The sequence below is a fragment of the Streptomyces longispororuber genome, assembly GCF_024448165.1.
GTDB classification, from domain to species: domain Bacteria; phylum Actinomycetota; class Actinomycetes; order Streptomycetales; family Streptomycetaceae; genus Streptomyces; species Streptomyces longispororuber_A.
In genome coordinates, this window is record NZ_JAMOLN010000041.1 from 36,787 (window position 1) to 56,650 (window position 19,864).

19 protein-coding genes are annotated in these 19,864 nt (G+C 72.6%); 6 read left to right on the forward strand and 13 right to left on the reverse strand.

The features are described 5' to 3' along the window. Positions 1-80: 80 nt before the first annotated feature. From M4J07_RS14540 to M4J07_RS14550, 3 genes are read right to left on the reverse strand one after another with little or no spacing between them, the layout of a single operon-like run. The gene (locus M4J07_RS14540) at positions 81-2,084 is read right to left on the reverse strand and encodes a protein kinase domain-containing protein (protein ID WP_255971799.1); all 2,004 of its coding nucleotides are present in this window, start codon (positions 2,082-2,084) and stop codon (positions 81-83) included. Continuing rightward, on the reverse strand, positions 2,081-2,833 hold the full coding sequence (locus tag M4J07_RS14545) for a TetR/AcrR family transcriptional regulator (RefSeq protein WP_255971801.1): 753 nt from the start codon (positions 2,831-2,833) through the stop codon (positions 2,081-2,083). The genes M4J07_RS14540 and M4J07_RS14545 overlap by 4 nt, the downstream gene beginning before the upstream one ends. 34 nt (positions 2,834-2,867) lie before the next feature. Next, positions 2,868-3,806: an AurF N-oxygenase family protein gene (locus M4J07_RS14550; protein ID WP_255971803.1), complete on the reverse strand. Its 939-nt coding sequence runs from the start codon at positions 3,804-3,806 to the stop codon at positions 2,868-2,870. A gap of 125 nt (positions 3,807-3,931) precedes the next feature. Here M4J07_RS14550 and M4J07_RS14555 point away from each other — a divergent pair, with 125 nt between their 5' ends. Both M4J07_RS14555 and M4J07_RS14560 read left to right on the forward strand, forming a co-directional pair. Next, positions 3,932-5,041, forward strand: coding sequence for a ferritin-like domain-containing protein (locus tag M4J07_RS14555; protein WP_255971805.1), 1,110 nt, complete (start codon positions 3,932-3,934; stop codon positions 5,039-5,041). A gap of 10 nt (positions 5,042-5,051) precedes the next feature. Then, entirely contained in the window at positions 5,052-5,897 is an 846-nt protein-coding gene (locus M4J07_RS14560; RefSeq protein ID WP_255971807.1) for a hypothetical protein, read from the forward strand. Here M4J07_RS14560 and M4J07_RS14565 read toward each other — a convergent pair. The 8 genes from M4J07_RS14565 to M4J07_RS14600 all read right to left on the reverse strand — a co-directional run bounded on the left by M4J07_RS14565 (position 5,878) and on the right by M4J07_RS14600 (position 12,835). Next, positions 5,878-6,330 carry a DUF3291 domain-containing protein gene (locus M4J07_RS14565; RefSeq protein ID WP_255971809.1) on the reverse strand — a complete coding sequence of 151 codons (453 nt, stop codon included), beginning with the start codon at positions 6,328-6,330 and terminating at the stop codon, positions 5,878-5,880. The two genes, M4J07_RS14560 and M4J07_RS14565, sit on opposite strands and share 20 nt — an antisense overlap. A gap of 67 nt (positions 6,331-6,397) precedes the next feature. Next, the gene (locus M4J07_RS14570) at positions 6,398-7,870 is read right to left on the reverse strand and encodes a penicillin-binding transpeptidase domain-containing protein (RefSeq protein WP_255971811.1); all 1,473 of its coding nucleotides are present in this window, start codon (positions 7,868-7,870) and stop codon (positions 6,398-6,400) included. Beyond that, positions 7,867-9,243 (reverse strand): FtsW/RodA/SpoVE family cell cycle protein, encoded by a 1,377-nt coding sequence (locus M4J07_RS14575; RefSeq protein WP_255971812.1) that lies wholly within the window; start codon positions 9,241-9,243, stop codon positions 7,867-7,869. The genes M4J07_RS14570 and M4J07_RS14575 overlap by 4 nt, the downstream gene beginning before the upstream one ends. A 40-nt stretch (positions 9,244-9,283) precedes the next feature. Continuing rightward, positions 9,284-9,658: an SH3 domain-containing protein gene (locus M4J07_RS14580; protein ID WP_255971814.1), complete on the reverse strand. Its 375-nt coding sequence runs from the start codon at positions 9,656-9,658 to the stop codon at positions 9,284-9,286. 140 nt (positions 9,659-9,798) lie between these two features. Next, positions 9,799-11,076, reverse strand: coding sequence for an ATP-binding protein (locus M4J07_RS14585; RefSeq protein ID WP_305127714.1), 1,278 nt, complete (start codon positions 11,074-11,076; stop codon positions 9,799-9,801). Positions 11,077-11,084: 8 nt separating this feature from the next. After that, positions 11,085-11,861, reverse strand: a complete 777-nt coding sequence (locus M4J07_RS14590) for a hypothetical protein (RefSeq protein WP_255971818.1) — start codon at positions 11,859-11,861, stop codon at positions 11,085-11,087. A 37-nt stretch (positions 11,862-11,898) separates the two neighbouring features. Further along, positions 11,899-12,519 (reverse strand): class F sortase, encoded by a 621-nt coding sequence (locus tag M4J07_RS14595; RefSeq protein WP_255971820.1) that lies wholly within the window; start codon positions 12,517-12,519, stop codon positions 11,899-11,901. 34 nt (positions 12,520-12,553) lie between these two features. After that, positions 12,554-12,835 carry a hypothetical protein gene (locus M4J07_RS14600; RefSeq protein ID WP_255971822.1) on the reverse strand — a complete coding sequence of 94 codons (282 nt, stop codon included), beginning with the start codon at positions 12,833-12,835 and terminating at the stop codon, positions 12,554-12,556. A gap of 229 nt (positions 12,836-13,064) precedes the next feature. Here M4J07_RS14600 and M4J07_RS14605 point away from each other — a divergent pair, with 229 nt between their 5' ends. Then, positions 13,065-13,868: a nuclease-related domain-containing protein gene (locus M4J07_RS14605; RefSeq protein WP_255971824.1), complete on the forward strand. Its 804-nt coding sequence runs from the start codon at positions 13,065-13,067 to the stop codon at positions 13,866-13,868. Positions 13,869-13,947: 79 nt separating this feature from the next. Here M4J07_RS14605 and M4J07_RS14610 read toward each other — a convergent pair whose 3' ends face one another. Together M4J07_RS14610 and ligD are read right to left on the reverse strand one after the other, a co-directional pair. Beyond that, a complete protein-coding gene (locus tag M4J07_RS14610) occupies positions 13,948-14,859 on the reverse strand; it encodes an ATP-dependent DNA ligase (RefSeq protein WP_255971826.1) in 912 nt (303 codons plus the stop codon). Next, a complete protein-coding gene (gene ligD / locus M4J07_RS14615) occupies positions 14,856-15,740 on the reverse strand; it encodes a non-homologous end-joining DNA ligase (RefSeq protein ID WP_255971828.1) in 885 nt (294 codons plus the stop codon). Before ligD ends, M4J07_RS14610 begins: the two co-directional genes overlap by 4 nt. Positions 15,741-15,803: 63 nt before the next feature. On the opposite strand from ligD, the gene ku reads away from it, so the two are divergent. The 3 genes from ku to M4J07_RS14630 form a co-directional block, all read left to right on the forward strand. After that, positions 15,804-16,811 carry a non-homologous end joining protein Ku gene (gene ku, locus M4J07_RS14620; RefSeq protein ID WP_255971829.1) on the forward strand — a complete coding sequence of 336 codons (1,008 nt, stop codon included), beginning with the start codon at positions 15,804-15,806 and terminating at the stop codon, positions 16,809-16,811. A 192-nt stretch (positions 16,812-17,003) separates the two neighbouring features. Further along, the gene (locus tag M4J07_RS14625; protein WP_255971831.1) at positions 17,004-17,630 is read left to right on the forward strand and encodes a MerR family transcriptional regulator; all 627 of its coding nucleotides are present in this window, start codon (positions 17,004-17,006) and stop codon (positions 17,628-17,630) included. A gap of 140 nt (positions 17,631-17,770) precedes the next feature. Further along, positions 17,771-19,864 (forward strand): MMPL family transporter (locus M4J07_RS14630; protein WP_255971833.1); only part of this gene is annotated, 2,094 nt, incomplete at its 3' end.

Genomic DNA, 19,864 nt, shown 5'->3' on the forward strand with positions numbered 1-19,864 from the left:
CGAGCGGGCCGAGGTGATTGGTTCCCCGCCCGGGCGGAGTCGCAACCGTGCCGGGACGCCTTCGACGGTGCCGGCCCGCTTCAGAACCGGGGCAGCGCGTACAGGTGTCCGCCGTTCTGCATCACCACCACGCCGCCCGTCGTGGCCACCGCCCAGGGCGCGTCGCGGTCGGCCGAGGGGGCGAAGCGGTAGCGCTCGGTGTCGCCGGTGAGGGGGAGGGCGGCGATGCCGTCGGGGCCGGTCGCCAGGGGGAGGTAGAGGCCGTGGGCGGCCACGACCGGCGGTGCGTCCGGGGCGTAGTCGCCGCCCGCGCCACTGGCCACGCGCAGGCCGGAGCCGTCCTTGAGCCCCAGGCAGCGGACCTGGTCCCCGTCCGCGACGTACACCTGCCCGTCGTGCACCACCGGCGCGCCGAACTCACCGGGTGTCCCGCTCGGCCGCACCGTCCAGCGCTGCGTCCCCGACCCCAGCGCGAGCCCGCGCAGCGTCGCCCCGCCGATGACGGCGAGCCCGTCCCCGTGGGCGGCCCGCAGCCCGCGCGCGGAACCCCGCACGGCCCAAGCCTGCTTTCCCGTGGCCGAGTCGAGGGCGACCACCTCGCCGTCCCGGGTCGTGACCAGCACCGTCCCGTCGCCCGCGGTGGCCACCGCCCCGCCCCGCGCGTCGAGCGCGTCACGGGAGCGCCAGCGCGGGGTGGCGTCACCGGTCCGTACGGCGACCAGACGCCCGGCGGGGTCGGTCGCGTACACGGCCTCCGCGTCGACGGCGAGGAGCCGCACGAGCCCGCCGGGTCCGCGCCAACTCTCCTTCCCCGTACGGGAATCGAGCCCCCGTACCACCCCGTCCCGGCCGATCAGCACCGGCCCGGGCGCACGTGGCGCCGGGGCCCGCCCGCCCGCGCACGTCCACAGCCGGTCGCCGGTGCGCGGGTCGAGGGCGCTGACCCGGTCGGGGCGGGCGACCAGGAGGACATCGCCCGCCACGGCGGGGCCGAACGGCATCGCGGGGTCGAGGTCCGTGGCGCTCCACAGGGGCTCGGGCTGCTCGCCGGCGGCACCGTCCCACAGCGGCACCCTGCCCCGGCCCTCCTCACGGCCGTACGCCCACCAGGCGGCGCCACCGCCCCCGAGGGCGAGCAGGGCGCCGGCCGCACCGAGGACCCGCCGCCGGGGCAGCGCGCGCACGCCGGTCAACTCCCGTGCCGCGCGCTCCCGTTCGCGTACGTCGGCGACGACGTACGGGGGCAGCCAGTTCCCGGCGGAGCGGGGCCTGCGCGCGGCGGGGGACCACAGCACGGTGAGTTCGCCCGCCGTCGGGCGGCGCCGCGGGTCCTTGTCCAGGCAGTGGCGCAGCGCGGGTGCGAGCGGGGCCGGGACCCCGGTCAGGCGCGGCTCCTCATGGGCGATCGCGTAGTCGACGGGGGCGAACCCGGCCGCGTCGAAGGCGTGGTGCCCGGTGCTCGCGTACGTCAGCAGGGCGCCCAGTGTGAACACGTCGCTGGGCGGGCCGAGTTCCTGGCCGAGCACCTGCTCGGGCGACATGTAGCCGGGCGATCCCGGGCGCTGTCCGGTCACGGTGACGGTGGTGGCGGCCGGGATGCGGGCGATGCCGAAGTCGACGAGGCGCGGGCCGTCGGCGGCGAGCAGCACGTTCGACGGCTTGAGGTCGCGGTGCACGACCCCGGCGGTGTGCAGCGCGGCGAGCGCCGAGGCGAGCAGGGCGCCCAGGGCGCGCACGGCGGGCTCCGGCAGCGGTCCGCGGTCCTCGACGCACCGCTCCAGGGTGGGCCCCGCGACGAACTCGGTGGCGAGCCAGGGCCGGGGCCCGTCCAGATCGGCGCCGAGCAGCCGTGCCACGTGGGGGTGGCGGATCGCCTCGACGGCCTGCCGTTCGCGCCGGAACCGGTCCACGTAGTGTCCCTCGGCGAGGAGTTCGGGCCTCAGGGTCTTCACGGCGGCGATCCGTCGTCCGCTGCGCCCGAGATAGACGACGCCCATGCCGCCCTCTCCCAGTACGCCGAGCAGCCGCCACGGGCCCAGGGTGCCGGGATCCGCCGGGCGCAGCCGCGCCGTCGGTCCGGTCACGGCTGCCGGGGGCCCGCGCCGGGGGACAGCAGGTGCCCGGCGTCGCTCACCACGGGCAGCACCCGGCGGGCGAGTTCCCCGACGGGGCCCTGCGGGGTCTCGAGGTCCAGGGCGCGGCGGACGACGTCGGTGGTCTGCGCGTCCCGGGCCGCGGCCGCCACCAGCACCGCGAGGAACTGCTCGACGAGGGCGTCCCGCAGCTCGTCCAGCGGCGGCTCCTTGCCCTCGTCGAGCCAGATCAGTGACGCCGCCTCGACCGCGGTGATCCACATGCGGACCGTCATCCGCAGCCGCGGACCCGGCTCCGGTGCGGCGAGATGGCTGAGGACGTGGTCGGCCGCGGCCCGCCGGACGCCGTCCACGATCGCGGTCGTCCGGGACGTCTCGATCACGCTGCCGCCCTGGAGCAGCGCCGCGAAGCCCATGTCGTGCTGGTCCACGAAGGCCAGGTAGCGGTCGAGGGCCCGGGTGAGGCGGGAGGTGAGGGGACCCTCGGCGGGCTCGGCGAAGCACTGCTCGAGCTCGTCGGCGGCGGAGCGCAGCGCGGCCTCGTACAACTGCTGCTTGCCGCCCGGGAAGTAGCGGTAGACGAGCGGCCGGGAGACCCCGGCGGCCTCGGCCACGTCGTCGAGGGAGACCTCCTCCGGCGCCCGGTGCGCGAACAGGGACAGCGCCGCCTCCAGCAGCTGGGCGCGCCGCTCCTCGACGCTGAGCCGTCTGTACGCGGGCGAGCCGGTGGCCGAGGTCATGCCCGGCAGCGTATCCGGCGGCCCGCCGACGGCGTCAGGCCAGCAGTCCCGACGACCGCCACATCCGGCGGCCCACGCCGCGCAGGACGCCGATGTCGTCCAGGAAGTCCGTGAGCCGCTTCGCACCGGTCTGCATGATCTCCGTGCGGTGGGCGCTCGCCTTGACCTGGGCCACGGCCGTCCGCTGGTCGAGGCCGACGTTCGTGTAGACCTCGGGGTTGATGAAGGCCACCGAGAAGACGCGGGCGAACTCGCCGGAGGTGAGCCGGGTGAACTCCTGCGACCAGCGCGGCGCCGTCACCATCTGGCGGCGCAACTCCTCGCGGGCGTACCGGACGTGGCGCGCCTCCTCGACGACGTGGATGCGGGTGACGCCCCTGACCAGGGGCTGGACCCGCTCGTCCGGGAAGGTCAGCCGCTGCATCCAGTCGAGGATCTCCTCGCCGAGCAGCGTCGCCGTGAACGAACCCGGCGTCGTGGAGATCGTCTTGAAGAGCCGGCCGAGGTTGTGGTGGACGCGCGCCACCGGGTAGTGCGGGGTCTCGCCGCGCGTGATGAGCCGCGCGAACATCTTCGAGTGCCGGCACTCGTCCTCGATCTCCGTGAGGGCGTACCGCACGTGCGCGCTCGTCGCCGCCTTGTCGTAGACGTGCCGGACGAGCAGCTGCATCAGGATCAGCTCGAACCAGATGCCGAGCGAGGCGAGCGCGGCCGCCTCGTGCCGGGACAGGTCGATCCGCTGCTCCTCGCTCATCCGCTGCCACATCGGGGTGCCGTACAGCGACACCAGCTCCGGCGGCCAGAACCACTTGCCGTCCTCGAACGGAGCCGCCCAGTCCAGCTCCTTGTCCGGGTCGAAGGAGTGCTTGGCGGAGGAGTCGAGCAGCCGCTCGGCCACCTGCTCCCGGTCCTTGAGGAGACCGAGCGCGTCCCGCAGCCCTTCGACCGCGTCGGCTTCCGTCATGGTCGTCATGGCACGTCCCGCTTCCGTGAGGGTTACCGGCGGTCATCACTTATGAGACTGCGCGTCAGCAAGGCCGTCAATCCCTTGCGCGCCACTTGTTGACCCCGCGTCTACCGCCGTGTGAGCCTGCCCTCATGTCGACGCACGAGCTGTACACCAGCCCCGCGGATGGACTCAACTGGCAGGTACCGTCGGCCAGTTCGGCCCGCCTCAGCTGGGAATACGACGACGGACGCGACCGCCTGCTCGCCCTCTACCAGAAGGGCAAGGACAAGCAGTGGGACGGCGCAAAGCGCATCGACTGGGACCTGGAAGTCGATCCGTACGACCCCCTCGGCACCCCCGACGAATCGATGTCCCTGTACGGCACGCCCCACTGGGCGAAGATGACCGACAAGGACAAGGGCGAGCTGCGCAAGCACTACGCCTCCTGGCAGTTCAGCCAGTTCCTGCACGGCGAGCAGGGCGCGATGGTGTGCGCGGCCCGCATCGTCGAGTCCGTGCCCGACCTCGACGCCAAGTTCTACTCGGCCACCCAGACCATGGACGAGGCGCGGCACGCGGAGATCTACGGCCGCTTCCTCCACGAGAAGATCGGGATGCTGTACCCGATCAACGACAACCTCCAGTCGCTGCTCGGCGACACCCTGCGCGACTCCCGCTGGGACATGCCCTACCTGGGCATGCAGGTCCTCATCGAGGGACTGGCGCTGGCGGCGTTCGGCATGATCCGCGACACCACCGACAAGCCGCTGCCCAAGCAGATCCTCGCCTACGTGATGCAGGACGAGGCCCGCCACGTCGCCTTCGGGCGGATGGCGCTGCGCGACTACTACAAGCAGCTCACCGACGCCGAACTGCGCGAGCGCGAGGAGTTCGTCATCGAGGGCTGCTACCTGATGCGCGACCGGCTGCGCGGCGTCGAGGTCCTGGAGAACTTCGGCATCCCCAAGGCGCAGGCCGAGGAGTACAGCGAGCAGTCCGAATTCCTCGCCCTGTTCCGGCAGTTGCTGTTCTCCCGGATCGTGCCCTGCGTCAAGGACATCGGCCTGTGGGGCAAGCGCCTGCAACAGGCGTACGTCGACATGGGCGTCTTCGAGATGGGCGACTCGAACCTCGATCTGCTGATGGCCCAGGACGAGGAGATCGCCGAGAAGCTGGACGCCGAGCGGTTCGCGGCGGAGGAGCAGGAGCGGGTCGCGGAGGTGGACGCGGCGATCCGGTCGGGCGGCGCCATGCAGTAGCGTTCCGGGCGTGTCCACGCCACCGCCGCCCCAGCCCCAGCAGCCGAACCCGTACGGCCCGCAGCCGCAGCAGCCGTACGGGCAGCAGCCGAGTCCCTACGGCCAGCAGCCCTACGGGCAACAGCCGTACGGTCAGCAGCCGCCGGCGGCCTACCCGGGCTTCCCGCAGCAGCCGGGCGGCCAGTACCCCGCACCCTGGGGCGCCCCGCCGCCGCCCAAGAAGAAGACCGGGCTGATCATCGGGATCGTCGCCGGCGTCGTGGGCGTGGTCGTCGTCGGGCTCGGCGCCCTCGCGTTCATCGGGTTCCAGGCCGAGGGCGGCTTTCCCGACGCCGAGTACAAGCTGACGCTGCCGAAGACGGTGTCCGACGGCGAGTACGAGCTGGCCTCCGACCTGTCCGACGAGAAGGGGCGGGAGCTGGAGGAGGAGGCCGACGGCTCCTGGGACGCCAAGGACACCACCGCGGTCATCGGGCAGTACGCGCAGGGCGGCGACCAGAACAAGGGCGTGCTCGTCGTCTCCGGCATGTACGGCCGCTTCAAGAACACCGACGAGGCGCGCGACAACATGATGGACGGCGCGGGCAAGGCGGACAACGCCCAGGTCGCCGTCGAGCCCAAGGACTTCCACCCCTCGGGCACCGACGCCACCATCACCTGCGAGGTCGTCACGCAGACCACCGCGGGCACGAAGATGACCATGCCTGTGTGCGCCTGGGTCGACGACAACACCGGCGCCTCCGTCGCCGAGGTCACCCCGGCCATCGCCACCAAGGACCCGCAGGACGTGGACCTGGCGGCCTTCGCCGAGAAGACGGCCGCGGTCCGGGAGGAGATCAGGAAGCCGGTGGGCTGAACGACCTCCCGAGCGTGAAGGCACGCTCGGTCGGACCGTTCTCGCGCAGCAGCGTGAGCCGCTCCTCGGCCTCCTTGATCGTCGGCCGGTGCCCGGCGGGCACCCACCACAGCGCGGTGACCGCCTCGCTGATCCGATCGAAGAACTCCCGCCTGCGGGCGAGGAGTTCACGGTGCGTGCCCTGGTACATGAAGGCCGTCAGCGCGTTCGTGTCGCGCCACACCGACATGTTCACCAGCAGCCACTCGTCGCCGTAGATCCGGAAGTCCGTGGCGTCACCGGTGTCGTCCTGCAGCCGCCAGACGAACCCGTCCGCCGCGTCGGCGACCGCGTTCACCGGCTCCAGGTTGTTCGTGAAGTCCTTCATCCCGGGGGCGTCGAGCGGGGCCCTGAGGCGGCCGATGTTCACTTGCGCGAGCTCGTGCGTCGTCATGATCGGGACCGTAGGGGCCACGGCCGGCCCGTACCAGGGCCATTCCGTTCCCCGCTACGGGGACCACTCAGTGCTCGGCCGAGTTCAGCACGGCCTCCATCACCGCGCGGGCGATCGGCGCCGCGCTGCCGCCGCCGCTGATGTCGGCCCGGTCCGCCGCCGCGTCCTCCACCACCACGGCCACCGCGACCTGCGGCTGGGAGGCGTCGTCGGCCTGGGCGTAGGAGATGAACCAGGCGTACGGGACGCCCTCGTTGTTCACGCCGTTCTGCGCGGTGCCCGTCTTGCCGCCGACGGTCGCGCCGGAGATCCGGGCGTTGGTGCCCGTGCCCTTCTCCACGACGTTCACCATCATCTGCTGCAACTGGGTCGCCGTGTACGGGGACATGGCCTGCTTGTAGGTCCTGCTCCCGGTCGTCGAGACGGTGGTCCCGTCGCTGGTCGTCGTCCTGTCGACCAGGTACGGCGACATCAGCGTCCCGCCGTTGGCGACGGCCGCCGCGACCATCGCCATCTGCAGCGGCGTCGCCGCGGTGTTGAACTGGCCGATGGAGGAGAGCGCCAGCTGCGACTGGTTCATGTCCGTGTCGAAGTTGGAGCGCGCGGCGGTCATCGGGACCCTGACGCCGCTGTCGTTGAAGCCGAAGTTCTCCGACGTCTTCACCATATCGGCGAGCCCCACCTTCACCCCGAGGTTGGCGAACACGGTGTTGCAGGAGACCTGGAGCGCGTACTCCAGGGTGGCGTCCTCGCAGGCGGCGGACGCGGACTCGTTGCGCAGCACCGTCGTCGTCCCGGGCAGGGTGTACGGGGACGGGGTGTCCGTCGGCGTGCTGATGCCGTTGACGACGTCGTTCTCCAGCACCGCGGCCGCCGTGACCACCTTGAACGTCGAACCGGGCGGATACGTCTGGCGGATCGCCCGGTTCAGCATCGGCTGGTCCGAGGAGGCGTTGAGGCGGGCCCACGCGTCGGTGGTGGCGCTGCCGGTGCCGGCGATGTCCCCGGGGTCGTACGACGGCGTCGACACCAGCGCGAGGATCTTCCCGGTCGACGGGTCGATCGCCGCGACCGCGCCCTTCTTGCCGCCGAGCCCCGCGTACGCGGCCTGCTGCGCGGCCGCGTTGACGGTCGTCCCGACGTGGCCGCCGGGCTCCTGGGTGCGGGAGATCTCGTTCCAGAAGGGGATCGGGGAGAGCATCGGGTCGGTGCCGGCGAGGATGTCGTCCTCGGCGCTCTCCACGAACGTCGTGCCGTACGTCTGCGAGGCGTACCCGGTGACGGGGGAGTAGAGCGGGCCGTTCTTGTACGTCCGCTCGTAGCGCAGCGCCTGCCCGCTGTCCTTCGAGCCGGTGATCGGCTTGCCGTTGACGAGGATGTTCCCGCGCGGCTGGTCGTAGCGCTGGATCGTGGAGCGGCGGTTGGCCGAGTTGTCGTCGAGCGATCCGGCCTGGAAGACCTGCACACGGGCCGCGTTGACCAACAGCGCGACCAGCAGGATCAGACAGAACGCCGAGGCGCGGCGGATGTACTTGGTCACGTGACGGCCTCCGGGGCGCCCTCGGGCAGCAGCGAGCCGCGGGCCCGGTCACTGACGCGGACGAGAATGGCGACGATGATCCAGTTGGTGACGAGGGACGAACCGCCCTGCGCGAGGAACGGCATCGCCATGCCGGTCAGCGGGATCAGCCCCATCACGCCGCCCGCGATGACGAACACCTGCAGCGCGACGATCGAGGCGAGACCGATGGAGAGCAGCCGCCCGAACGGGTCGCGCAGCGCGAGCCCTGCCCGGTAGCCGCGCTCCACGAGCAGCGCGTACAGCAGGAAGATCGCGGTGAGCCCGACCAGACCCAGTTCCTCGCCGGCCGTCGCCAGGATGAAGTCGGACTTCGCGGCGAACCCGATGAGGATCGAGTGGCCGAGCCCGAGCCCGGTGCCGAGCATCCCGCCCGCCGCGAACGCGAAGAGGGACTGGGCGAGTTGGCCGGGACCGTCGCCCGCGTCGATGGAGGCGAAGGGGTGCAGCCAGTCCTCGACGCGGCTGTGCACGTGCGGTTCGAAGGAGGCGACGACGAAGGCGCCCGCCGCGGCCAGCACCAGCCCGATCGCGATCCAGCTGCCGCGCCCCGTGGCCACGTACAGCATCACGATGAAGAGCCCGAAGAAGAGCAGCGACGTACCGAGATCGGTCTCCAGGACGAGCACACCGACGCTGATCAGCCAGATCGCGAGGATCGGCGCGAACACCCGCATCGTGGGCAGCTGGAGCTTCCAGAACTTCTTGCCCGTGTACGTGAGCGCGTTGCGGTTCGCCGCGAGATAGGTGGCGAAGAAGATCGCGAGGAGGATCTTGGCGAACTCGCCGGGCTGGATGGAGAAGTTGCCGATGCGGATCCAGATCCGGGCGCCGTTCACGGCGGGGAAGAAGATCGGCAGGATCATCAGGATCAGCGCCGCGACGACGGAGAGGTACGCGTAGCGCTGCAGTACCCGGTGGTCGCGCAGGAACACCACGAACGCGATGAACAGGCCCACGCCCAGCGTCGACCAGATCAACTGGGTGGGCGCCGCCTCGTCACTGGGGGTCTCCAGGTCGAGGCGGTAGATCAGGACCAGGCCCAGGCCGTTGAGGAGCACGGCGATCGGCAGCAGCAGCGGATCCGCGTACGGGGCGCGGAAGCGGACCGCGACGTGCGCGAGCAGCGCGAGCACACCGAGCCCGGCGCCGTAACCGGCGGCGCCGGGCGGAACGTTCCCGTTCTTGGCGAGCCCCACGTCGCAGTAGCCGTAGACGCTGAGCAGCACGGCCAGGACGATCAGGGCGAGTTCGGTGCCCCGGCGTCTGGGGACGCGCACGGCGGGCACCGAGGAGCGGGCCGTCGTTCCCGGTGATCCCGTTGATCCGGTCATGCCGGGAACGTAGCAAGTTCGCTGGTGATATCCAGATATGTCAGCACCAGCGGGGTGCCGCGCCGATGTTCGCGATGTACTTCGCCGAGCCCCAGGCCCAGGTGCCGTCGGTCAGCAGGTACCAGAGGTGGTTGCCGCCGACGTCGTCGCCGCCCGTCTTGCAGAAGATCGGGACCTTCGCGTTGTACGGCTCGGTGCGGATGACGCGGCTGCCACGGGTGGGCGCGTCGCGCAGCAGCAGACCGGACTTGGCGGTGACCCGCCCCCAGTAGACCGGCGGGTGATTGTTCGCGTCGGTGGCGCCGGTCGTGCCGGTCGTGCTGTCGGCCGCGAGGGCGGGGGACGCGGTGGCGACGAGGGCGGCGACGGCGGCGACGGCTATGCCGAGGCGGGCGGTGCGGGTGCGGGCGCTCATGGAGCCTCCTGGGGCGCAGTGACGGGGCCGGCCGCGTGTGCACGGGCCGTGCCTCCCACCTAATGCGCCGCGCGGGGGATGCGCACGGCGGCGGACGCCGCCAGGGTGACCCCGGACTGGCCCGGACCGGCCCGGTCCGCCTAGCCGGGCCAGGTGACGGGCTCGTCGTACGGCAGCGTCAGCGTGGCCACCGCGCCGCCGTCCGGCGCGTTCGTGAACCGCAGCCGCGCGCCCAGGACTTCGGCCTGGCCGAGCGCGATGGTCAGGCCCAGGCCGTGGCCGCGCGCCCCGCCCTCGGTGCGGAACCGCTGCGGGCCGTGCTCCACCAGATAGTCCGGGTAGCCCTCGCCGTGGTCCCTGACCGTGATCACCGGCCCGTTCACCGCGAGGGTGACCGGGGCGCCGCCGTGCCGGTGGGCGTTGGCCACGAGATTGCCGAGGACGCGCTCCAGCCGGCGCCGGTCGGTCACCACGCACACGTCCCGGACGACGACGACCTCGGTGTCGGTGGCGGACGCGCGCACCACCCGCTCCGCCACCGGGCCGAGCCACGTCGCGTCCAGGTCCACGCGCTCGCTGCGCGCGTCCAGCCGGGAGATCTCCAGGAGGTCCTCGGTGAGCGTGCGCAGCGCGGCGACCCGGTCGCGGACCAGCTCCGTGGGGCGGCCCGGCGGCAGCAGCTCCGCCGCGGCGTGCAGCCCGGTCAGCGGGGTGCGCAGCTCGTGCGCGACGTCGGCCGTGAAGCGCTGCTCGGTGAGGATCCGGGCCTGCAGCGAGGACGCCATGCTGTCGAGGGCCCCGGCGACCGCCGCGACCTCGTCCTGGTGGCGGGCGGCGTCCCCGGCGGTCCCGGTGGTTCTGGTCCGCGGATCGTTCACCCGCGCGTCCAGGTCACCGGCGCTGATCTTGCGCGCGACCCGCGCCGTCGTGTGCAGCCGCCGCGTCACCCGGGTCACCGCGAACGCGCCCACCAGGAGCGTCGCCCCGATCGCCAGGACGGAGGAGCCGAGGATCGCGTTGTCCAGGCCGTCGATGGTGCGGGCGCCCTGCCCGTAGTCGATCTGCACCGCCAGCGCGGTGCCGCCCGCCGCCGGGCCCGCCGCCCACATCGTGGGGCGCGCGTCGTGGCCGCTGCCGACCATCGTGCCGCGCTGCCCGTCCACGGCGAGCGCGCGCAGCGACTCCGGCAGACCCGGCGGATCCACCCCGGCCCCCGGCCCGAGCCGCCCGCCCGCCTCGAACGCCGTGGTCGCCTCGTCGAGCCGGGACAGCGCCCGCTCCCGCGCCTCGCGCACCGTCTGGTTGGTGACCGAGACGTGCACGAGGATGCCGAGCAGCGCGGCGAGCGCACAGCACATCACCGTGATGAACGCCGCCGCCTTCCAGGTCAGCGAAGCGGTCCAGGCGGGCAGCCGCAGCCGGCCCGTCACGAGGTGCTCGGGGAGGGCGCGGCGGGCGGTGACACGGACGGCGACGCGGACGGTGACGCGGACGGGGCCGGCGAGGGCGACTCCGGAGCAGGGGTCTCGGCCGGGGGAGTCTTCGGCGGTCCGGTGCGCACGATCTCGTCGCGCGTCGGCAGCATCGCCCGCTGATGGGCGTCGTACGACCACGACGTCCGGTACTCGTACCCGGGCAGGTCCGCCACCGCGCGCACCACGATGCTGCGCCCGGCCAGCTGGACGCTGATGACGGCGTCCTCGTCGTCCATGATCTGGATGAGCTGCCGGTCCGTGTACATGTAGACGCGGACCACGAGGAGGCTCTTGGGCTCGCGGATCGCGACGACCAGGTCCTCCTTGCCGTCCCCGGTCAGATCCGCGTAGTACCCGTGCTGGACCGGGCAGTCGGCCTTCTTCGGACCCGGGTCGCCGCAGGCGTCGAGATTCTTCGCCGACTCCTTGGACAGGTCCGGGTCACCGGCCGCGACCTGGGCGCGCACCACCGCGACCGGGCTGACCTCGCGCAGGTTCCCGTGCGGCACCGTGACGCCCTTGACCAGCTCGGTCTCGCCCGCGCCGTAGTCGTCGGCGGGCGCGGAGGCGGGGGCGAGCGAGGGCCACAGGTGGCGCGGGCCCACCGCCGTCGGGGTCGCGCCCGCGGCCTCCAGGCCGCCCGCGTCCCCGCAGCCCGACAGGAGCAGGGCGGCGGCGGGCACGGCGAGGGCCGTCGCGGCCAGCGGGCCGAGGCGCCTGGGCGTCACTGCACTCCTGCCTGCCGGGCCGCTCGCCCGGACCGGATCAGTCCCCGACGAGGTCGGCGAAGAGAACGATGTTGTCGCTGCGGTGACCGTCCACGATGGGACCACCGCAGGTGATCAGGCGCAGGGTGGGGCGGTCGGTCGCTGCGTACACCTTATTGGTGGGGAAGTCCTTTTTATTAACCTGCTGGATCTCGCGCACCTCGAACGCCGCCGTGCTGCCGTCGGCGCGCGGCACCTCGATCCGGTCACCCGCCCGCACCTTCGCGATGTTCCGCAGCAGCGCGGGCCCGCGCGCCGTGTCGTAGTGCGCGACGAGCACCGCGGCGCCCTGCTGCCCCGGCGTCGGACTGCCCGTCCACCACCCCGGCTGCTCCGCCCTGCCGACCGGCGGCACCTCCAGCTCGTGGTCGGCGTCCAGGCCGAGCCGCAGCATGGCGTGCGCGTCGACCCCCGCGGCCGGGATCCGCAGCCCGGTGGGCGCCGACCGGTCCATGGCGGCGGGCGCGCCCCGCGGGGTGGCGGGGGCGGTGGTGCCGCGCACGGAGACGTCGGGCGCGGGGGCGGCGCCACCCGCACCGCCCTGACCGCAGGCCGTGACCCCGGCGGCGAGGGAGGCCGCGAGGACGGCGGTGGCGGCGATACGGGCGGGGGTCTGCACGGTGCGGCTCCGGGGAGTGGGGTGCTGGGGTGGCTCAGCCGTCGGCGCGGCCGCGGCGGACCGTGGAGTAGGCCAGCCCCGCGATCCCGGCCGCGGCCATGCCGCCGCCCGCCAGCAGGAAGTACGGATTGGCCGACGGGTCGTCCGGGGCCTGGGCCTCGGGCGGACGCGGCACGGACATCTCGGCGGGCGCGGTCGTCGCCGTTGATGTGGCGTGCTGCGGCACCCGGGCCTCGGCGAACGCGCCGGCGGGCACCAGCAGGGCGCCGCCGAGGACGGCGGTGACGACGGCGCTGCGGAGGAAGGCGGGGCGCATGAAGGTCTCTCCGTCCGGCTCTGGGGGACACGGTGGTGTCCGGTTCGACCTCATGAACGGTAAAAGTTCGCCATCACGACAATTCGGCAGCTGTGTAACAGCAGGCCCACGCTCTCCGCCCGATGCGGTGAAGGCCGCAGGACCGGGCGGTTACGGACGTCATGCCGGGCTTGCGGGCTTCTTGCCCTGCGGCGGGCATCCTGCTCCCATGGTCATGGGGTGATGGGGCATGAGCGGACTGCGCGTCATACCGACCTGGCGGCACGGCCAGGAGCGGCTCTACGTCTACGGCGACGACGGCAGGAACGTCGCCTGGTACGACCGGGATGCGGGCCGGGTCAACCTGCTCAGCGAATCGAGCAGGGAGGACGTCCTCGCCGTCCTCCGCCCGTTCATCGCGGGGCAGGTCGCCGTCGGGCCGCCGCCGGTGCCCACCCCGGCCGAGCTCGCCCGGCTCAGCCTCCACCCGGACGACGACCTCGCGCCGAACCGGCCGGGCGAGGCGCTGGTGATCTCCCTCGACCGGGATCCGGCGCCGCAGCGCAGGCTGCGCAGCGATCCGCGGCGCCGGGCGCTCGCCGCGCAGCAGCAGACCGGGGAGGTGCTCGACGGGCTCGAAGCGGCGGGATGGCGGGTGCTGCACTCGGTACCGCTGCCCGGCGGGGCGCACATCCACCACCTGCTGATCGGCCCCGGCGGCCTCTTCGCCCTGCACGTGCTGCCCGCCCGCAAGCAGCGGGTCCGGGTCAGCGACCCCATGGTCACGCTGGGGCGGGGCGAACCGGACGCGCTGCTGCGGCGGGTGCGGGCGGACGCGTCCCGGGCCTCGTTCGCGCTCACCGCCGAGGTGCGGGCCGGGCTCGTACTGGTGGAGCCGTCCTCGGTCGACGTGCCGGGGCCGCCGCGGGACGTCCGGCTGCTCACCGACACCGAGGTGTCCGGTCTGGCCCGGATGGGCGGGCTGTTGAAGCCGGCGGACGTGGAGGCGCTCCACGCGATGGCCCGGGACCGGGGGGCGTGGGTGCGCGTGTAGCCGGGGCGCGCCGTGGACCGGGCCCTGCGGGGCGTGTGGCCGGGGCGCGCCGGATCGGGCCCTTCGGGCGGGCCTGCGCTCACCGGAAGCGGACCGGCTCGGCGGAGAAGGCGCCGTGGCGGGTGGTGCGCTGGCGGATCTCCAGGTTCAACTCGCCCTCTTGCGGCAGGAGTTGATACGGGACCTCGCCCACGCCCACCGCCGTGACCACGGCCTCCTCGCCGGTCGGCGGGGGCAGGAGGCGGCCCGCTTCCGTGCGCAGGGCCGACGGCAGGGGAGTCGTCAGGATCGGGGAGCCGTCGCCGGGCAGCGTGACGACCAGCGCGCGGGGCGCCGTCGGCGGGCCCGTGAAGCCGATCACCAGGGCGTCGCGGGTGTCGCTGTGGCGGAGTTTCAGCCAGGTGCGGCGGCCGCCGAGGTAGGTGCCGTCGAGACGCTTGGCCACCAGGCCCTCGATCCCGCTCGCGGGCAGCGTCTCGTACCAGGTCAGGGCCGTCGCCCGGTCGGTCGTCGACGGGACGGGCTGGAGCGGCGGGCCCAGCGGGGCGAGGAGGCGGACCAGACCGGCGCGGCGCTCCGTGTACGGGCGGCGGCGCAGGTCCGTGCCGCCCTCGGCCAGCAGGTCGAAGGCCGCGTACGAGGCGGGCAGCTCCCGGGCCAGCACCCGGGCCCGGGCCGTCGACGCCGCGGCCGCCCGGCGCTGCACCGCCGCGAAGTCCGTGCGCGCGTCGTGCCAGACGACGACCTCGCCGTCGAGCACGGTGCCGGCGGGCAGCGCCTCGGCCGCCGCGACGAGGTCGGGGAAGGCCCGGGCGACCAGGCGCCCCGAGCGGGCCTGCAGCACGACGCCGTCGGCCGTGCGCAGGACGACCATCCGGTGCCCGTCGAACTTGGGCTCGTACGCCCACGCCCCACCCGTGTCGTCCCGGGGCAGCGCGTCCACGGACTCGGCGAGGGCGACGTCGACCGGCGGTCTCAGGACGTCGCTCATGACGGCAGCCGCCCGGCCCGGTTGAGGTTGATCAGCGGGCCGAGCAGATCCCCGTACCGCAGCAGCCGCGGGGCGATGTCGTCCGCCAGGAACACCAGGTCGTCCGCGTGGGCGCAGGACTCGACCTCCTCCCAGGTCACCGGCGTCGACACGGTCGGTTCGGGGCGGGCCCGCAGGGTGTAGGGGGCGGCCGTCGTCTTCGCGGCGGAGTTCTGGCTGTGGTCCACGAACACCTTTCCCGGCCGCAGGCTGCGCGTCATGCGGTGCACGACGAGGCGGGGCAGTTCGGCCTCGGCCTCCTGGGCGAGGGCCTTCGCGTAGGCGCTGACCTGCGGGGACGGGGTCGGGGTGAGCGGGACGAGGAGGTGCAGGCCCTTCGAGCCCGAGGTCTTCGCGTAGCTGTGCAGACCGTCGGCGGCGAGCCGCTCGCGCAGCCACACGGCGACCTCGCAGCACTGCACGACGTCGGCCGGGGCCCCGGGGTCCAGGTCGAACACCAGCCGGTCCGCCTGCCCTGGGGCGTCGGCCTGCCACTGCGGGGTGTGGAACTCCGTGACCAGGTTCGCCGCCCACATCAGCGTCGCCAGGTCCTGGACGAGGATCTGCCGCGAGACGCCCGCCGAACGCGGAACCTCGGCCGTCTTCACCCATGCGGGGGTTCCGGGCGGCACGTTCTTGGCGAAGAAGCGCTGTCCGGCGGGCCCGTCGGGGAAGCGCAGGAAGGAGACCGGACGGTTGTAGAGGTGCGCGAGCAGGGAGCCGGCCGTGGTCGCGTAGTAGTGCAGCAGCTCGCCCTTGGTGAACCCGGTGGCCGGGTAGAGCACCTTCTCCAGATTGCTGAGCGGGAGCCGCCGCCCCTCCACTTCTGTGATGGGCGTCATACGGTAATAGTCTGGCAATACTGAGAAATTCCCAGCCAAGCAGGGCGAAACGGGAGGTACACCGTGCGCTCCATATGGAACGGCGCCATCTCCTTCGGTCTGGTCAGCATCCCGATCAAGCTGGTCAACGCCACTGAGAACCACTCGATCTCCTTCCGCCAGATCCACCTGGAGGACGGCGGACGGATCCGCTACCGCAAGGTGTGCGAGCTGGAGGAGAAAGAGGTCACGGCCGCGGAGATCGGCAAGGGGTACGAGGACGCCGACGGCTCGATCATCCCGATCACCGAGGACGACCTCGCGCAGCTGCCGATCCCCACGGCCAAGACGATCGAGATCGTCGCCTTCGTCCCGGCCGACCGGATCGACCCGCTCCAGATGGACGCGGCGTACTACCTCGCCGCGAACGGCGTGCCGGCGGCCAAGCCGTACACGCTGCTGCGGGAGGCGCTGAAGCGCAGCAAGAAGGTCGCCATCGCCAAGTTCGCGCTGCGCGGCAGGGAACGTCTTGGCATGCTGCGGGTCGTCGACGACGCCATCGCGATGCACGGGCTGCTGTGGCCGGACGAGATCCGGGCGCCCGAGGACGTCGCGCCCGACACCCACGTCACGGTGCGGGACGCCGAACTCGACCTGGCGGACGCCCTGATGGACACGTTGGGCGAGGTCGACATGGACTCGCTGCACGACGACTACCGGACCGCGGTGGAGGAGATGATCGCGGCGAAGACCTCCGGCGGCGAGCAGGCGCAGACTCCGGCGGCGCCGGCCGCCAAGGGCGGCAAGGTGATCGACCTCATGGCCGCGCTGGAGAGCAGCGTACGAGCGGCCAAGGAGGCGCGGGCCTCCGGCGGTTCGGCGGAGGACGTGGCCGAGGTGACCCATCTGTCGTCGCGGTCCCGGAAGAAGGCGGCCCCCAAGAAGAAGAGCGCGTCCGCCGCCAAGTCGACGGCGTCGAAGAAGAGTTCCTCCGGAACGGCGTCGAAGAAGAAGTCGACGTCGGCAAAGAAGTCGACGTCGACATCGACCACAGCCAAGAAGACCACTCCACGCAAGAGGGCATCGGCCTGAGAGGTGCACGAAGTGCGCCTCTCAGGGGCGCGGGGAACTGCGCGAGAAGTCCCACCGGCCGGCAGTCGGCGGAAACGCCTGCTGTCCACGGCGAGCAGCCGTGCTTTCAGGGGCGCGGGGAACTGCGCGGCCGGCCCCCACCGACCCGCACGCGACAACCGGCCGAAACCCCACGCCAGGTACTCTCGGGCGATGCGGATCGGAGAGCTGGCGCGGCGGACCGGGGTGCCGGTACCCACCATCAAGTACTACTCGCGCGAAGGCCTGCTCCCCGCCGGCGAACGCACCAGCCCGAACCAGGTCGCCTACGACGACACCCACGTACGCCGCCTCAAACTGATCCGCGCCATGCTGGAGGTCGGCGGCCTCTCCATCGCCGCGGCCCGCGAGGTCCTCGCCGAGGTCGACTCCCCGCACCGCACGGTCCACGGCGCACTCGGCGTAGCCCAGTCCGCGGTCACCAGATCGGCCCCGGAGCACGGCGACCGGGCCGACTGGGAGCGCGCGGAGGCGGAGGTCGCCGACCTGGTCGCCCGCCACGGCTGGTCGGCGAAGCCGGAGAACCCCGGCCGGCGGTCGCTGGTGCAGATCGTGGTGACGTACCGGGACCTGGACCGCGGCGACCTGCTGGTCCTGCTCGACAAGTACGCGACGGCGGCAGGGGAGTTGGCCGCCGCGGAACTGGCCACCCTCGCGGACGCACCGTCCACGGACGGCAAGGTGGAGGGCGTCGTCCTCGGCACCGTCCTGGGCGACGCGGCGATGTCGGCACTGCGCCGTATCGCCCAGGAGGACGTGTCCTCCCGCCACTCGGCCTGACCGCACGCACCACCTGAGGACGACCCACCCGGAACGGGCAGGCGCGTGGCACTCATCGCGACCACTAGTGATAGTTCCACTATCGATAGTGTAAGTTCCTGCCAAGAGCCCGACACCGGAACCGAGTTCAGGAGAATGATGTGTTTGCCGCACTCGGAGAATTAACCGCGCGGCGCCGCAAGTGGGTCGTCGTCGCGGCGGTCGCCTTCACCCTCTTCGCCGGCGTCTGGGGCACCCGCGTCTTCGCCTCGTTCACCGGCGGCGCCGGCTTCGACGACCCGGCCAGTGAGTCCGTCCGGGCGGACCGGGTCCTCGCGGGCCCGCTCGGCCGGGAGTCGAACGACCTGATCGTGGTCTACGAGGCGACGGCGGACGGCGCCACGATCGACGACGTCGCCCCCGCCGTGCGCGCCGCCCTCGACCGCGTCCCGCGCGCCGGCATCGAACGCCTCGACTCGTACTGGCACCCCGGCGCCCGGGACAAGAGCGCGTACGTCTCGAAGGACGGCACGAAGACCTACGCGACCGTGCAGTTCACCAGCGACGTCGACCAGGAACAGGTCGAGGCGCTCGGCAGGATCGAGAAGGACTTCGAGGCGCCGGGCACCGACGTCCGCCACGGCGGCGTCACCGCGATGACCGAGCAGGTCAACGCGCTGACCGGATCGGACATCGCGCGCGCCGAACTGCTCTCGGTGCCGGTCCTCCTGCTCCTCCTCGTACTGATCTTCCGCAGCGCGATCGCGGCACTGCTGCCGCTGGCGGTCGGCGCGTTCGTGGCACTGGGCTCGTTCGTGGTGCTGCGCGTCCTGACGATGTTCACGGAGATCTCCAGCACCGTCATCAACGTCATCACGATCCTCGGCCTCGGACTCGCCATCGACTACGCGCTGTTCATGGTGAACCGCTTCCGCGAGGAACTGCACGCGGGCGCCGACGTCGACACGGCGGTGCGGCGCGCCACCGCCACGGCGGGCCGCACGGTCGCCTTCTCCGGCGTCGCCGTCGCGATCTCCTTCGCCGGGCTGCTCCTCTTCCCGTCCCGCTTCCTGTCCTCCATGGGGTACGCGGCCGTGGCCGTCGTCGCCTTCGCGGTCCTCGGCGCCCTCACCCTGCTGCCCGCGCTGCTGCGCTACACCGGCCACGCCATCGACAAGTGGCGCATCCCGCTGCCCGGTTCGGGCCGGCGCGCCCCCAAGTCCGGTACGCAGGGCCGCTGGTACCGCACCGCGCACGCCGTGATGCGCAAGCCGCTGGTCTCCACGCTCGCGATCGTCGCCGTCCTGGCCGGCCTCGGCGCACCGCTGCTCGGCGTGAACTGGGCCCGCCCCGGCGAGTGGGTGCTGCCCTCGGACGCCGACGCGAAGGTCGTCAGCCGGCAGCTCGCCGCCGACTTCGAGACCGACCCCGGCCGGATCATGACCTCGGTCGTCCGCTTCGACGGTCCCGCGCAGCCCGCCCGGGTCGCCGCGTACGCCGACGAGCTGGCGAAGATCGACGGAGTGGCGTCGGCGTCCCCGACGAACGTCGCGGGCCACGACGCCCGCGTCACCCTCCACTACACGCCCGACCCGATGTCGGACGCCGCGCGCACCCTGGTCGGCGACGTACGCGCGGTCGATCCGCCGGCCGGGGCCGAGACCCTGGTCACCGGCATGCCGGCCTCCCGTGTCGACATCGTCGCCATGATCGGCGAACGCCTGCCGTGGATGGCGCTGTTCGTCGCCGTGGTGTCCTTCCTGGTCCTGTTCCTGGCGTTCGGCTCGCTGCTGCTGCCGCTCAAGTCCGTGGTCCTGAACCTGCTCTCGCTCCTCGCGGCGTTCGGCGCGATCAAGTGGATCTTCCAGGACGGCCATCTGTCCGGGCCGCTCGGCTTCGACCCGATCGGCGCGGTGGACGTGAACTTCCCCGTCCTGGTCGTCGCGATCGCCTTCGGGCTCGCCATGGACTACGAGGTGTTCCTGCTGTCCCGGGTGCGCGAGGAGTACGACGCCGGCGGCGACGTCGTCGAGTCCGTGGCGGTCGGCGTGCAGCGCACCGCGAAGATCATCACGAGTGCGGCGCTGCTCCTGGTCGTGGTCGTCGGCGGCTTCATGGCCTCCTCGATCGTCTTCATGAAGATGATCGGCGTCGGCCTCGTCATCGCGGTCCTTGTCGACGCGACGATCGTGCGCGGACTGCTGGTCCCGGCCACGATGGCGCTGCTGGGCACGTGGGCCTGGTGGGCACCCGCG